Origin of the sequence: Mycobacterium sp. NPDC050853 (assembly GCF_040653875.1) — a bacterium.
Taxonomy (GTDB): Bacteria; Actinomycetota; Actinomycetes; order Mycobacteriales; family Mycobacteriaceae; genus Mycobacterium.
The window spans coordinates 922,325-934,840 of sequence record NZ_JBFAGW010000001.1 but is presented as its reverse complement, the minus strand read 5'-3'; the positions used below and the strand labels follow the sequence as shown (position 1 = coordinate 934,840).

At 64.9% G+C, this 12,516-nt stretch carries 13 protein-coding genes and 1 pseudogene; 10 read left to right on the top strand and 4 right to left on the bottom strand.

What is annotated here, in order from left to right; genetic code table 11:
• The first annotated feature begins 18 nt into the window (after window positions 1–18).
• Both AB0H22_RS04680 and AB0H22_RS04675 read left to right on the top strand, forming a co-directional pair.
• Window positions 19–1,347, top strand: coding sequence for a hypothetical protein (locus AB0H22_RS04680; RefSeq protein ID WP_358145096.1), 1,329 nt, complete (start codon window positions 19–21; stop codon window positions 1,345–1,347).
• Window positions 1,344–2,423: a hypothetical protein gene (locus tag AB0H22_RS04675; RefSeq protein ID WP_358145093.1), complete on the top strand. Its 1,080-nt coding sequence runs from the start codon at window positions 1,344–1,346 to the stop codon at window positions 2,421–2,423. Before AB0H22_RS04680 ends, AB0H22_RS04675 begins: the two co-directional genes overlap by 4 nt.
• Before the next feature lie 14 nt (window positions 2,424–2,437).
• Here the strand turns inward: AB0H22_RS04675 and AB0H22_RS04670 are convergent, their stop codons facing one another.
• Together AB0H22_RS04670 and AB0H22_RS04665 are read right to left on the bottom strand one after the other, a co-directional pair.
• Window positions 2,438–2,953, bottom strand: a complete 516-nt coding sequence (locus tag AB0H22_RS04670) for a DUF2505 domain-containing protein (protein ID WP_180748903.1) — start codon at window positions 2,951–2,953, stop codon at window positions 2,438–2,440.
• A gap of 10 nt (window positions 2,954–2,963) precedes the next feature.
• Window positions 2,964–3,467, bottom strand: a complete 504-nt coding sequence (locus tag AB0H22_RS04665; protein WP_358145091.1) for a DUF2505 domain-containing protein — start codon at window positions 3,465–3,467, stop codon at window positions 2,964–2,966.
• A 98-nt stretch (window positions 3,468–3,565) separates the two neighbouring features.
• Between AB0H22_RS04665 and AB0H22_RS04660 the strand changes: the two genes are divergently transcribed.
• Genes AB0H22_RS04660 through AB0H22_RS04640 form a run of 5 tightly spaced genes read left to right on the top strand, consistent with a single transcriptional unit; the run spans window position 3,566 to window position 7,820 of the window.
• On the top strand, window positions 3,566–4,651 hold the full coding sequence (locus tag AB0H22_RS04660) for a UDP-N-acetylmuramate dehydrogenase (RefSeq protein WP_358146061.1): 1,086 nt from the start codon (window positions 3,566–3,568) through the stop codon (window positions 4,649–4,651).
• Between the two features lie 40 nt (window positions 4,652–4,691).
• Window positions 4,692–5,468 carry a prolipoprotein diacylglyceryl transferase family protein gene (locus tag AB0H22_RS04655; protein WP_358145089.1) on the top strand — a complete coding sequence of 259 codons (777 nt, stop codon included), beginning with the start codon at window positions 4,692–4,694 and terminating at the stop codon, window positions 5,466–5,468.
• Window positions 5,465–5,803: a hypothetical protein gene (locus AB0H22_RS04650; RefSeq protein ID WP_358145087.1), complete on the top strand. Its 339-nt coding sequence runs from the start codon at window positions 5,465–5,467 to the stop codon at window positions 5,801–5,803. The genes AB0H22_RS04655 and AB0H22_RS04650 overlap by 4 nt, the downstream gene beginning before the upstream one ends.
• Entirely contained in the window at window positions 5,800–6,255 is a 456-nt protein-coding gene (locus tag AB0H22_RS04645) for a hypothetical protein (RefSeq protein ID WP_358145085.1), read from the top strand. The genes AB0H22_RS04650 and AB0H22_RS04645 overlap by 4 nt, the downstream gene beginning before the upstream one ends.
• A gap of 11 nt (window positions 6,256–6,266) precedes the next feature.
• Window positions 6,267–7,820: a radical SAM protein gene (locus AB0H22_RS04640; protein ID WP_358146059.1), complete on the top strand. Its 1,554-nt coding sequence runs from the start codon at window positions 6,267–6,269 to the stop codon at window positions 7,818–7,820.
• Here AB0H22_RS04640 and AB0H22_RS04635 read toward each other — a convergent pair.
• A complete protein-coding gene (locus AB0H22_RS04635) occupies window positions 7,709–8,947 on the bottom strand; it encodes an MFS transporter (RefSeq protein ID WP_358145083.1) in 1,239 nt (412 codons plus the stop codon). The two genes, AB0H22_RS04640 and AB0H22_RS04635, sit on opposite strands and share 112 nt — an antisense overlap.
• Before the next feature lie 86 nt (window positions 8,948–9,033).
• Here AB0H22_RS04635 and AB0H22_RS04630 point away from each other — a divergent pair, with 86 nt between their 5' ends.
• From AB0H22_RS04630 to AB0H22_RS04620, 3 genes and pseudogenes are all read left to right on the top strand, one after another.
• Complete coding sequence (locus AB0H22_RS04630) at window positions 9,034–9,513, top strand: helix-turn-helix domain-containing protein (protein WP_180748896.1); 480 nt, start codon at window positions 9,034–9,036, stop codon at window positions 9,511–9,513.
• Between the two features lie 60 nt (window positions 9,514–9,573).
• Entirely contained in the window at window positions 9,574–10,017 is a 444-nt protein-coding gene (locus AB0H22_RS04625; RefSeq protein WP_358146057.1) for a hypothetical protein, read from the top strand.
• Window positions 10,018–10,116: 99 nt separating this feature from the next.
• Window positions 10,117–11,490 (top strand): annotated as a pseudogene (locus AB0H22_RS04620) (Ig-like domain-containing protein); the annotation flags it as partial.
• Between the two features lie 265 nt (window positions 11,491–11,755).
• On the opposite strand, the gene AB0H22_RS04615 reads toward AB0H22_RS04620, so the two are convergent.
• Window positions 11,756–12,505: an SDR family oxidoreductase gene (locus AB0H22_RS04615; RefSeq protein WP_358145081.1), complete on the bottom strand. Its 750-nt coding sequence runs from the start codon at window positions 12,503–12,505 to the stop codon at window positions 11,756–11,758.
• Window positions 12,506–12,516 lie beyond the last annotated feature (11 nt).

Genomic DNA, 12,516 nt, shown 5'->3' with positions numbered 1-12,516 from the left:
ACGATTACCCTTGTGACGGTGAGCATCGGGTCGGCAGCATCCGAGGCCGCCGTCTCGCTACAGTCGGCGGTGCCGCGTCGTGCCGTGATCGATCGGGCCTGGCGCGCGATCGGCTCTGGTGTCGAGGTGCTCAGCGCCGACGACGGCGGACCGCTGCGCCGGACGGTGAAACGGATCCTCGACCCGCTGGTGCTGCGGCTGCGAAGCAATACCGCCTTCTCGGCTCCGGTGCTGGCTCCCGAGGTGGCCACGGCCATGCACGCCCTGATCGTGGGGCGTGGTCCGCAGTTGCGGGCCACGGCCGACTGGTTCGTGATGCTCAAGGCCGAGCGGCGTAGGCAGCGCATCACCACCGGCAATGCTCAAGAGCTGTACTTCCCGGTGTGTTTTGAATTGGCTGTCACCAAGGGCGTTCCGCAGGTTGCGGATCAGCGCACCGCGACGGAGGTTCTGCACGATCTGCACCGCGGTCGCGACCGTACGGCGATCGAGGTGCTCAACCGCCATATCGAGGATCCCGACGTGGTGGCCAGACTCGCCAGGTTGCGGGACCGGAGCTGGCGCGACGTGCGGTCGGACGACGCCATCACGGGCCCCTTCTTCGCAGGTCTCACGACGGTGCTCGGTGCGGCTGGCAGCCATCGTGAGATGACTGCGCGCCAACGGGTTTGGAAGGCACTGATCGCCGACGCCACTCCCTACAATCTCGGCGCAAGCGTGCATGGCACCGTCGCCACCCTGCCGTGGTCCATTGTCGAGATCGGATTGAGTTCCGTTGAACCACAACGACCCCCGGCTATCAACGGCGACGTCGACGGTCACCGTCCGATGGATCGCAGCGTCGTGGATCGGGTGCGGGCCACGCTGCGACGGGCGCTGGACCGCGACGAACTGCCCGACGTTCCGCTGCTGTGTGCCGAAGAGGTCGACCGGGCCTGCGCGCCATGGGGTCTGATGAGCGAGGACAAGCAGGCCGCCCTGCTGGCCGGGGTCGAGATGGCGACGGACCTGCGGCCACTGGGTGATTCGGTGACGACGCGCTACGAACTGTCCGCGCGCGTCCAGGCTCGGCTGGTGAAAGAGGCCTACGTTATGCATGCTCGGCGCTATCTTGTTGCCGGCGAGGCCATCCACCCCCGGCAGCGACAGGTTGTCGACGACCTGGCCGCGTTCGCTCGGCCGTACCTGAGCCGGTTGTGGGCCAGGTTGCACGGTCGGGATGTTTGGCAGGAATCCTGCGGTGACGTCGATGATCTCCGGTCGCTGCTGGAAGGGGTGGCGCGCTCGGTGAGCCTGGACCACCGGCAACGGATCAAGGCCATGCTGGAATTGCAGGTCGCCGGATGAGGCTGGCCAACGAATCCGGTTTGTGGGCAACGGGTCCACCGCCTGCCCCGATTCCGGCGGTAGCGGTTCTCGAGGTCAGTGGTGCGGTGTTGTCCTGGCCCGTCGACGATCCCTCGCATCCGCCGGTGCTGGCGTTCACCGATCCGGCGCGGGCCGATTGGATGTGGCGCATTCTCGGCGAGGCCGGACATGTGGCTGTTGTCGAGGCGCTGCGCGACCGCGATCGGACCGAGGTGATCGAGCTGCCGTCGGTGTCGGTGCTGTCTGGGTCGGCGGATTCCTTGCGGCGCTTGGCGCTGGGCCATTGGCTTCGGCGATGGTGGCCGGCCAGTCGTCGCGACGGCATCACCGCGCTGGACCCGGCGGTGCTCGACGCCGAGCTCGCGGTGCTGACTGCGGCGGCCGAGGACTATTTCACCGACGACACCCTGGACGCCGATGTGGTTGGGCTGTTGGCACCCCACGGTGTGGCACTGGGTTCCTATCGTGACCCGCGGGTGGACGCGCTGGTGGCACGGTGTCGCGATCTGGCGGACGAGCTTGGGGTTCGGTGGGATTCGCAGGGCAGCGGGGCCGCGCGGCGTGAGGATTATGCGCTGGCTGCCGGTCTCGGCGACGAGCCCCGATCGCCGGGCACCATCGCCGCGGGCGGTGTGACCATCGCCTGGTCGGATGTGCCGCCGGCGATCTTCGACGCGGCCGAACACAATCTCGACTGGGCGGTCGTTACCGAGGATGCGACGGTAACTGTCCAGGTGCGGGCGGCGGTATCCGGCCCGGATTCCGCCGCAGGGATTCCGGTCTCGTTGCGCTGCGGTGCATTTCACGGAGCGGGCCTGTTGGATGCCGAGGGCGGTGCGGTGCTGCCGGTGCTCGATGCGGACGGTCGGCCCGCCGAGGAGGCGCAGGCGTGGAACGCCGACTGGTCGGCGACACGGGTCGGCGTGGGTGGCGGGGGAGCTGCGGAGTCGAGCGAGTTACGCGATCGGGTCCGGGCATTCGCCTGCGCCCGGCTGGCCACGCCTGCTGCCGACGCGTTCCTCGCCGAGCTGCTGGCCGCCGAATCGGACTACTGATCTCGGCGTCGGGGCTAGTGGTGCTTCGAGATCCAGTCGGCGATGAAGCCTTCTTCCACCCGGAATAGATCGTTGATGTGGTGCAGGATCAGATCCTCGAGCTTGCCTCCGATAAACGGGATGTACACCTTGCACGTGCTGGACAGCCGCAGCTGGGAACCCTGATCGGTATCGGATAGCTTGCACACCCCGGTGAAGGCGCCCGGTCCGGCGAGCACCGATGCGCTGTAGCTGCCCACCGCGGCGCCCTTGGATTGATCGAACGGGCCGAACCGCTGCGCCCGGGTGATGATCATGTCGGTGAGCATTACCTTCTGCGCAATCGGCGGCAGGTACATGCGGGGCAGATTCTGTTTGACCACCACGTCGATACCGCGGTCGGTCACCGTAAAGGTGCGAATCTCGGAGATCGGCGTGAGCCATCCGTACGCCGACATCAGGGTTTCCCAGTAGTCCCGGCTCGCGAAGTCCTGGTAAATCTTCTCGGCCGGAGCCGCGAAGTTCACCGTGAAGACCGACCGCCTGGACATCGGACCCAGGTTAGCCGTGGGCGGCGATCCACTCCGAGGTAAATCGCTGTTCGGCAGATAACAGGTCCATGAGTTTTCCGCCGACGAAGCCCTCGATCTTGCCGCCCACCAGGGGGATCTTGACCTCGACGCCTATCTTCATGTCCAGCCGCGAACCCTTGCCGCCGGGATGCAGCCGGGCGGTGCCGGACAGGGTGACGGGTGCGCCCGATATCGAGCCCAGCACCGTGCCGTCGGATGCACCGCCGGCGATCGGACTCCACTTCTCGGTTCGGACAATATGCAGGTCACCGCGGTGAAACTGGGAGACGATGCCGGGCAGCCGGTCACTCCGCAGCACCTGTGTGGTGACTATTTCGATGGCGCCGCCCTCGGACTTCAGAGAGTCCAGTGTGGCGGTGTCCGCACCCGAGTCGGCCAGACGTTGGTTCCAGTAGGCCTCGTCGGCGAAAGCCGAGTGGACTTGCTCGACGGTGGCCGAGTACTCCACTGACAGGTCAAATGAGCGCGCCATGGGTGGCAAGGCTACCGTTAGCGCCCGTGAGCTTGGATGAGCCGCTTGCGCGAAGACCAGCGGGTGCGGATGCGCCGCTTGCGCGAAGACCGACAACTCTGCCACGGACAACGCGCGCGGAGATCGAGGATCTCGGTGCCGTTGTGGTCGACGATGCTCCGCTTGCCTCGTTGACGACATTGCGGTTGGGGCCGGTGGCGTCGACGCTTGTTCGTTGCGATAGCAGCGCCCAGGTGGCAGGCACGTTGGCGGCACTCGCCGGGCATTCCACTCTGTTGCTCGCGGGTGGCTCGAATCTAGTTCTGGCCGATGATCTTCCGGACCTCATGGTGGTGCATATCGCTTCGGCCGGTGTGACGGTGGACGGGCCGCTGCTGCGCGCGGACGCGGGGACCAATTGGGACGAGGTCGTGGCGCTGTCCCTGCGCGCCGGTCTCGGTGGACTGGAATGCCTCTCGGGAATCCCAGGAACGGCGGGCGCCACCCCCGTCCAGAACGTGGGCGCCTACGGCGTCGAGGTGGCATCGCTGCTGCGACGGGTACGGGTGCTGGACCGGGCCGCAGGGGAGGTGCGCTGGTATGAGGCCGGCGAGCTGGGGTTCGGCTATCGCACCAGCATTCTCAAGGGCACCGATGCGCGCGTGGTACTGCAGGTCGAGTTCGGTCTGTCCACCGACGGGTTGAGCTCCCCGATTCGTTACCCGGAGCTGGCCAAGGAGCTCGGGATCGAGCAGGGGGAGCGCACCGACGCGCTGGCGGTGCGTGAGGCGGTGCTCGGCCTGCGACGCCGTAAGGGAATGGTGCTCGATGGGGCCGACCACGACACCTGGAGCGTCGGTTCCTTCTTCACCAATCCTGTTGTTTCCGAAGGTGATCTGGACGAAGTCCTGGTACGCGTGCGTGATCGGTTGGGGCCCGATATCGCCGTACCGCGGTATCCGGCCCAGGGTGGGGTGAAGCTTTCAGCGGGCTGGCTGGTGGAGCGGGCCGGGTTCGTCAAGGGCTATCCGGGTGAGCAGTCGGCGGTGCGGGTGTCGACCAAACATGCACTGGCGCTGACGCATCGCGGGGGCGGGAGCACCGGTGAGCTGCTGGCGCTCGCGCGTACCGTTCGCGACGGGGTGTTGGATGTTTTCGGTGTGCGGCTGGTCCCCGAGCCGGTGCTGGTGGGCTGTTCGCTGTAATGCCCTGCGCGTGCCGCGCCGTGGCTCGTAGAGTGGGCTGATGGGGCTGGGAATCGGTCTGCACGGGCTCTTCGTGGGGCTCGGTGTGCTGGTCGCCGCCGTTGTCTTCGCCTACGAAGCACGTCGAAGAGGCGCTCCCACCGAACAGTCACTGATCGCCGTGGCGGGTGCATTGGTCGGCGGTGCGATCGGTATGCGGCTGTCGGGCTGGATCGAGTACGTCAACCCGGCGTTGAATCCCAGCCTGGGTGAGGCGTGGATGTTCGGGTCGCGCAGCATCATCGGCGGGTTGTTGGGGGCGTATATCGGTGTGTTGGTCGCGAAGCGACTCATCGGGTATCGCGTGAAGACAGGCGACCTGTTCGCGCCCGCGGTGGCGTTGGGTATGGCGGTGGGTCGGATCGGATGTCATCTCACGGAGGCCCCGGGACGGCCGACCTCTTTGCCGTGGGGTGTGCACGCTCCCGTGTCTCGGCCGGAATGCCCGGGATGTTTGGCGGGGGTGGCCATGCATCCGTCGTTCTTGTACGAGATCGCTTTCCAGCTTGTAGCTTTCGCGGTGCTGTGGTGGTGGCTGCGTCCACGCGTAACACATCCCGGTGAGCTGTTTGTGCTTTACGTGTCCGCATATGCGGTGTTCCGGTTCTTTGTCGAGTTCACCCGGGCAAACGAGACTGTATGGCTGAATCTCACACGTCCACAATGGGTTCTGCTGCTGGGTATGAGTCTGGCTGCCTGGAGGTTGTGGCGCGGACACCGTGCGGGCTACTACGACAACATGTTCCGCGGGCGCCTTCCCGAAGCGGTGGCGGCATGAGCTATCCACCACCAGAACAGCCCAAATCCGGTGTGAGCGGCGCGATGATGTTCGCCGGTGCACTCTCATTCATTTTCGGTAACGCCGTATTCGGTTTCCTTGCGCTGATGATCGGCGGATCGTTGGCCGACAGGCACCACACCGGCTTCGAGGTCGTATCCGGATTCGTTGCGGTGATGGGGATTTTGGTCGCGTTTGGGGTGGGTACGGTGCTCATCAGAAAGGGGGGTCGCGACAAGCGCGGTTGGGGAGTGGGACTGATGGTCGGCTGGGCGTTGGTATCCATGCTCACGGTCGGGATCTGTACCGGGCTAAATCCGATGTTGTACCAATGACCACCCCGCCGCAGCCGCCCTCAGAGGGTGAGCAACCGCAGCAGTACCCGTATAGCCACTACCCCTACGGCCCTGGCGGGTATCCACCGCCGCCGGGTTATCCGCAGTATCCGTCGGGTTATTACCCGTATGGGCAGCCGCCGCCGAAGAAGAGCGGTGGCGCGGTTTTGGGGATGACGTTCGCCGGTGTCTTCCTCTTCTGGGTGATGACGTTTGGCACGTGGATGCTTCTGGCGAGCGTGATGAGTACATCGTCGTCCGTCGAATCCGGGGCAACGGTTCTGGCCGTGGTGATGTCCGTCATCGGTCTGGGCGGCGGCCTGGCCATGACAGTGTGGGGACGAGACTGGTTCCGCGGCTTGGGTATCGGATTCTTGATCGGGTGGGCAACGGTGGCGATTACGACGGGGTTTGTTGTGGGGTGCATTTCGATGTTGGAGGGGTTGGAGTAGCCATGGCGGGAATGGGGCTGCGCGGGGACCGGATCCTGCGGTACGTCAACGCTTTTTGTCCGCGCTGCCATGAGGAGAACCCGGAGCGTCCGTTGGCGGAGGTCGACCGGCTCTCCGGCTGGCTCGCGCACCGTGACGATCGGGTGTGGCTCGAACGCGCCTGCCGTGTACACGGGTTGGTGCGCACCCTGTACGACGAGGACGCAGAGATTCTCGAGTACCTGGAGGAGTGGACGGCCCCCACCAAGACTCATATCCCGGATGTGCCGGGAAATTTCGATCCGATCCCCATGGCGTATCTGCGCGGGCTGCCCGAGATGCAGACCCAACACACTTGCATCCTGCTGGCCGATATCACCGAGGCGTGCAATCTGCGGTGTCCCACCTGCTTCGCCGATTCCTCACCTGATCTGCGCGGGGTGGTACCAGTCGAGCGGGTGCTTGCCAATGTGGACCAGCGTCTGGCCCGCGAGAACGGCCGGCTGGATGTGTTGATGCTCAGCGGCGGCGAACCCACCGTCTACCCGAATCTTGCCCGGCTGCTCGACGAGCTGATGACTCGGCCCATCACCCGAATTCTCATCAACACCAACGGAGTGCTCATCGCCCGCGACGATGCGCTGCTGGATCTACTGGCACGTCACCGGGAACGTGTGGAGGTCTACCTCCAATACGACGGCCCGTCCGCCGACGCCTCACGACACCATCGCGGTGGTGACCTGACGAGGATCAAAGCCCAGGCGGTGCAACGGCTCTCCGATAGCGCGATCTTCACGACATTGGTCATGACCGCGGCACTCGGTGTCAACGACGGAGATATCGGCGCCGTCATCCAGCTTGCCCTCGACACCCCGTACCTGGGTGGTGTCTCGATCCAACCGCAATTCGGTTCGGGCCGAGCGGGTGCGATCGACCCCGTCGAGCGGCTCACCCACACCGGGGTGCTGAAACGTCTGGGCCCGCAGACCGGTGACGTTGTCTCGTGGCGTGACTTGACGGCACTCCCGTGTTCGCATCCGCATTGCTGCTCGGTGGGATACATGCTGCGCGACGATGCCGGCGTGTGGCGGTCGTTGACCTCCCTGATCGGACACGACCGCCTCAAGGAGAACCTGGGACTGGTTTCCAATCGCATTGCGGATCAGGAGGTTCCACAGCAGCTGCGACTGGCGGTCAAGGAATCGCTGCTGGGACTGCTTTCGGAGCAGTCTTCCCTGTCGCATCCGACTATTGGCGATGTGTGGAAGACCATATGCGACAGTTGCGATTTGGGAATCTCCACGTTGATGACTGTCGCCGCCTCGGCGTTACCCGGACGTCGGGCGAAGCTGCGGCGCATGCTCGGCGAGCGAATCGTGCGAATCACCGTCAAGCCGTTCATGGATATGTCCACGATGATCGAGGAACGGCTCACCCAATGTTGTGTGCACGTCGCGACGCATGCCGAGCAGGATCAGTGCGCGCCGTTCTGTGCGGTGCAGGCGTGGCCGGCATTGTCGCGGCAACGACTGTCGGTGTCGGCGGCGGCCGCTGTGCCGGAGCTGGTGCTGTTACCGATCCAATAGGCTAGTGCGCCAAGGCTGATGACGGCACCGAGAACGCAGACTCCGGTCCATCCGTGGGCTGAGTAAACCCAGGTCGACGCGATGGCGCCGGCGGCGCTGCCAACGGAGTAGAACGTCATGTAGGCGGCGGTCAGGCGCCCGTGCAGTTCGGTGTTCAGGCGGTAGATGAGGCTTTGGTTCGCCACATGCACCGACTGCAGGCCGAAGTCGATGATCACGACCGCGACAGCCAACCCGAACAGGGTCCAGGGCAGCGTTGCCGCGAACGCCCACGCCGCCAGCATCAATACCAGGCCGCCGCCGGTAACCCGATTCGCCAGGCCGTTATCGCACCACGATCCGGCCTTGAACGCGCCGAGTGCGCCCGCCGCTCCGGCCAGGCCGAACAAGCCGACTTCGGTATGCGACAAGTGATATGGCGCGGAGGTGAGGGGTAGCACCATGGGCGTCAACAGCACCGTGATGGCGGCGAAGATGAGCATCGCGATGATGGCCCGGGAGCGCAACACCGGCTCGTCGCGCAGGAGCCGTAGCGTCGAGATGAGCAACCGGCGGTAGGGCAGCGCCCGGTGTGTGCGGGTGGATTCCGGCAGGGTGCGTGTCAAAATCCCGGCCGTTATGACCGTCGCGACGGCGGCCGCAACGTATACCGATCGCCACCCGAGGAGATCAGATAGGGCGCCGGACACGGTGCGTGCCAAGAGAATTCCGCTGATGATGCCGCCGGTCACGACGCCGACGGCCCAGCCCTGTCGCTGCGGCGACGCATGTACCGCGGTGTAGGTGACCATCACCTGGGTCACCACGGCGAGTGCGCCCACTGCGGTGATACTCAGCAGGAACGCCCATGTGTTCGGGGCTATTGCCGTGGCGGTCAATGAGACCCCCAACAGGACAGTCTGCCCGATGATGAGCCGGCGCTGATCGATGATATCGCCGAGGGGCACGATGAGCAGCAGGCCGATGGCATACCCGATCTGGGTGAGTGTGAGCACGATACCGACTTGTGCTGTGGGCATGTCGAATTGCGCGCCGATGGTATCCAGCAGCGGCTGGGAGAAGTAGACGGTCGCCACCGCGAGCCCGCAGGCGAGCGAGAACAAGACGATGACGGGTCTGGTCAGCACGCGAGCTCCTCGGTACAGTTGGTTTCACTTCGCAACCGTTCGAGCCTTGCATGGATGGTTGCATATTGCAACCAAAGGAGTTGTCGATGGTGGGCCGTGCAAGTCATGCGGAGTCAAGCTGCACCCTGGCCAGGCCGCTGGGTGAGGTCGGGGACGGCTGGTCGCTGCTGATCGTTCGTGACGCATTCGACGGACTGCGCAGATTCGGAGAGTTTCAAAAGAGCCTCGGGCTTGCCAAGAACATCCTGGCGTCCCGCTTGGCGACGCTGGTGGACGGCGGCATCCTCGAGGTGATCCCGCTGGGGGCTCGCCACGAGTATCAACTGACGGATAAGGGCCGCGGGCTGTTTCCCGTCTTGGTTGCGTTACGGCAGTGGAGTGACGAATTCTGTTTCACCCCGGGGGAGCCGCGCGCCACGCTGGTGGACCGCACGATGTCACGCCCGGTGCGACGGTTCGAGCTTCGTGCGGCTGATGGTCGGGCGCTGGCACCGGAAGATACGGCCGTTATCGAATCCGCACCGAAGGACGCGCCCTCTAGTCTGATGGGCACTAAGCAAATTTGACGCAGGGATGTCATAGTCGCCATGTCTGACCGTTCGAGGGTCGCCGACGAAAGAGGGGCCGTGCGGATCGGATTCCTGGCACTACTGGTGTGGCTCGGCATGCTTGCGGCGCCGTTCGCAGCGGCCGATCCTGGGGCGACGTCGGTGGACCCGGCATCTCCGGAGGCCTCCGCGATCCTGGCGCCCGCGATTGCCGACGTGACCGCCCAGCTGGGCAAGCCGGTACGTCTGGATGTGCGCAGCCTCAAGGCGGCCGAAGGCTGGGCGTTCCTCTGGTCGGCGATGCAGGAGCCCGACGGTAGCCCGATCGACTACACCGGTACTCCCTTTGCCGAAGCCGCTGCCAACGGCGTCCTGTCGAAGAAATACGTAACTCTGTTGCATCAAGACGAGCAGGGCTGGGTCATCGTCGATAAGCGGGTCGGTCCGAGTGATGTCGCCTGGGCCGGGTGGGGCGCGCAGTACGGCGCGCCCGCGGCGATCTTCGATATCCCGGTCTACTAGCCGTGGGGCGAGGTAAAATCGCACGTCACACGTGATCCAGCGAGTGATCTTGGTCGGGCTGGGCGAACTTGTCCACGGCGGGCCGTATCGTGGGATGTCGTGAGTGGCCCCAGACCAGATCCCCGTGATGCGCTGACGCGGCGACGTGCGCTCACGATTCTGGGCCTGACTGTCCCAGCTGTTGCTGCGGCCTGCTCGGCCGTCGGCTCGAATGCGCCGGAAGAGGCCCCATCGCCGGGACCCACTCTCGCCTTCACGCCCGATGACAAGGCCAAGGACGTCAACCCGACCGTGCCGGTCAGTGTGACCGTGGCCAACGGCTGGTTCCAAGACGTGAAGCTGGTTAACGCCGACGGCAAAGTCGTCGCAGGAGTCCTCAGTCGCGACCAGACGAGGTTCCGCACCACCGAACCGCTCGGATTCGATGTGACCTACACGTGGAAGGGGTCGGCGGTAGGCCTGGATGGCAAGGCAATCCCGGTGTCCGGCGCATTCACCACCTTGGTCCCGACGGCGAAGGTCAACGGCCAGTTCCAGCTCGGCGACGGGCAGACGGTGGGGATCGCGGCTCCCGTGATCATCCAGTTCGACGCGCATATCGCCGATAAGGCCTCGGTGGAGCGGATGCTGAGCATCACCTGCGATCCGCCCACCGAAGGCGGCTGGGCCTGGCTGCCCGATGAGCAGCAGGGTTCCCGAGTGCACTGGCGTTCACGTGAGTACTTCAAGGCGGGTACCAAGGTTGAAGTGAAGGCTAATCTCTACGGAATTCCGTTGGGGGACGGGGCATTCGGCAACGAGGATATGTCGTTGGAATTCTCTGTGGGGCGCCGACAGGTTGTCTATGCCGATGCGCAGAGCCATCGCATTCGCGTGACCACCGACGAGGGGACCATCCTGGACCTGCCGTGCAGCTATGGCGAGGCAGATCTGCCGCGCAACGTCACCCGCAGTGGAATCCACGTCGTCACCGAGAAGTATGAGGACTTCTGGATGTCCAACCCGGCGGCCGGATACACCAACGTGCACGAACGCTTCGCGGTTCGAATCTCGAACAACGGCGAGTTTATTCACGCTAACCCGAATACCACTGGGCAACAGGGTAATACGAACGTCACCAATGGCTGTATCAACCTGTCACTCGGCGACGCCGAATCGTATTTCCGCACCGCGATCTACGGCGACCCCGTCGAGGTGACCGGCACCTCGATTGAGCTCTCCTACTCCGACGGCGACCTGTGGGACTGGGCGGTGGACTGGTCGACCTGGCAGTCGATGTCGTCGCTCCCGCGGAATCCTCAGGAACGAACCGTCACGTCGACGTCGACGACCTCGTCCCTTCCGACCACCGTCCCGCTCACTCCGTCGGGCGCGCCGACGCTTTCTGGGACACCGACGAGCACGTCGATTCCCACTACCGTTCCGCTCACTCCGTCGGGCGCGCCGACGCTTTCTGGGACACCGACGAGCACGTCGATTCCCACTACCGTTCCGCTCACTCCGTCGGGCGCCCCGACGCTTTCGGGGACGCCGACATCCACACCGCGTTAGCGCAGCGACCGAAAAAACAATGCCGCCCAGTGCCGATGCGCCATTGTTTTGCGACACAGGCGCGGACGTGCCGGTGTTCGAGGTCGCCTTCGTGAAAAGACGCCTTCGTGAAAAGAACTGTGCCGCAATATTTTGAGAAAACCGTGCCGGGGCGGCGTGCCCGGAGGGATCGATTCCTGCCGGAGGCTCAGTCGCGGGTCGCTCGGCGGGTGGACGAGGCCTGATCCCGGGGTTTAACGACGATCTGATCCAGATTGACGTGCGGGGGTCGCGATGACACGAACGCGATGATCTCCGCGACGTCCTCGGCGACCAGTGGCGTGATGTCCTGATACACCGAGTCGGCGCGGGCCTGATCGCCGTCGAAGCGCACCACCGAGAACTCCGTTTCCACTGCACCCGGCGCGATCTCGGTGAGCCTCACCGGTTTTCCCAGAAGCTCGCCGCGCAGTGTGCGGTGCAAGGCTGCCTGTGCATGCTTGGCGGCCGTGTATCCGCTGCCGCCGTCGTAGACGTCCAGTGCGGCGATCGAGGTGATGGTGACGATGAGCCCGTCGCCGGAGGCAATCAGTTTGGGCAGCAGGGCGCGGGTCACCTGCAGAGTGCCCAGGACATTGGTTTCCCACATCCAGCGCCAGTGCTCCAGATCGGCTTCGAGAACCGACTCCAGGCCCCAGGCGCCGCCGGCGTTGTTCACCAGCACGTCTACCCGGTCCAGGCTCTGCGCAAGGGCGGCAACCGAATCGGCATCGGTGACATCGAGCACAACCGCAGTGCCCCCGATTTCCTCGGCTACTGAGTTGATGCGGTCCTCGCGCCGCGCCGCGACAACGACATGGAACCCAAGGGCCGCAAGGGATTTGGCGGTAGCTGCGCCGATTCCGGAGCTGGCGCCGGTGACGACCGCGACCCGGCCCTCGAACGTGGGATTGCTCATGGACGCCACTG

What these genes read in the sequence shown, in the direction of transcription:
- AB0H22_RS04675 (WP_358145093.1), top strand. Translation starts at nt 1,344, where the DNA reads ATGAGGCTGGCCAACGAATCCGGTTTGTGGGCAACGGGTCCACCGCCT.
- AB0H22_RS04670 (WP_180748903.1), bottom strand. Translation starts at nt 2,953, where the DNA reads ATGTCCAGGCGGTCGGTCTTCACGGTGAACTTCGCGGCTCCGGCCGAG.
- AB0H22_RS04665 (WP_358145091.1), bottom strand. Translation starts at nt 3,467, where the DNA reads ATGGCGCGCTCATTTGACCTGTCAGTGGAGTACTCGGCCACCGTCGAG.
- AB0H22_RS04655 (WP_358145089.1), top strand. Translation starts at nt 4,692, where the DNA reads ATGGGGCTGGGAATCGGTCTGCACGGGCTCTTCGTGGGGCTCGGTGTG.
- AB0H22_RS04650 (WP_358145087.1), top strand. Translation starts at nt 5,465, where the DNA reads ATGAGCTATCCACCACCAGAACAGCCCAAATCCGGTGTGAGCGGCGCG.
- AB0H22_RS04645 (WP_358145085.1), top strand. Translation starts at nt 5,800, where the DNA reads ATGACCACCCCGCCGCAGCCGCCCTCAGAGGGTGAGCAACCGCAGCAG.
- AB0H22_RS04640 (WP_358146059.1), top strand. Translation starts at nt 6,267, where the DNA reads ATGGGGCTGCGCGGGGACCGGATCCTGCGGTACGTCAACGCTTTTTGT.
- AB0H22_RS04630 (WP_180748896.1), top strand. Translation starts at nt 9,034, where the DNA reads ATGGTGGGCCGTGCAAGTCATGCGGAGTCAAGCTGCACCCTGGCCAGG.
- AB0H22_RS04615 (WP_358145081.1), bottom strand. Translation starts at nt 12,505, where the DNA reads ATGAGCAATCCCACGTTCGAGGGCCGGGTCGCGGTCGTCACCGGCGCC.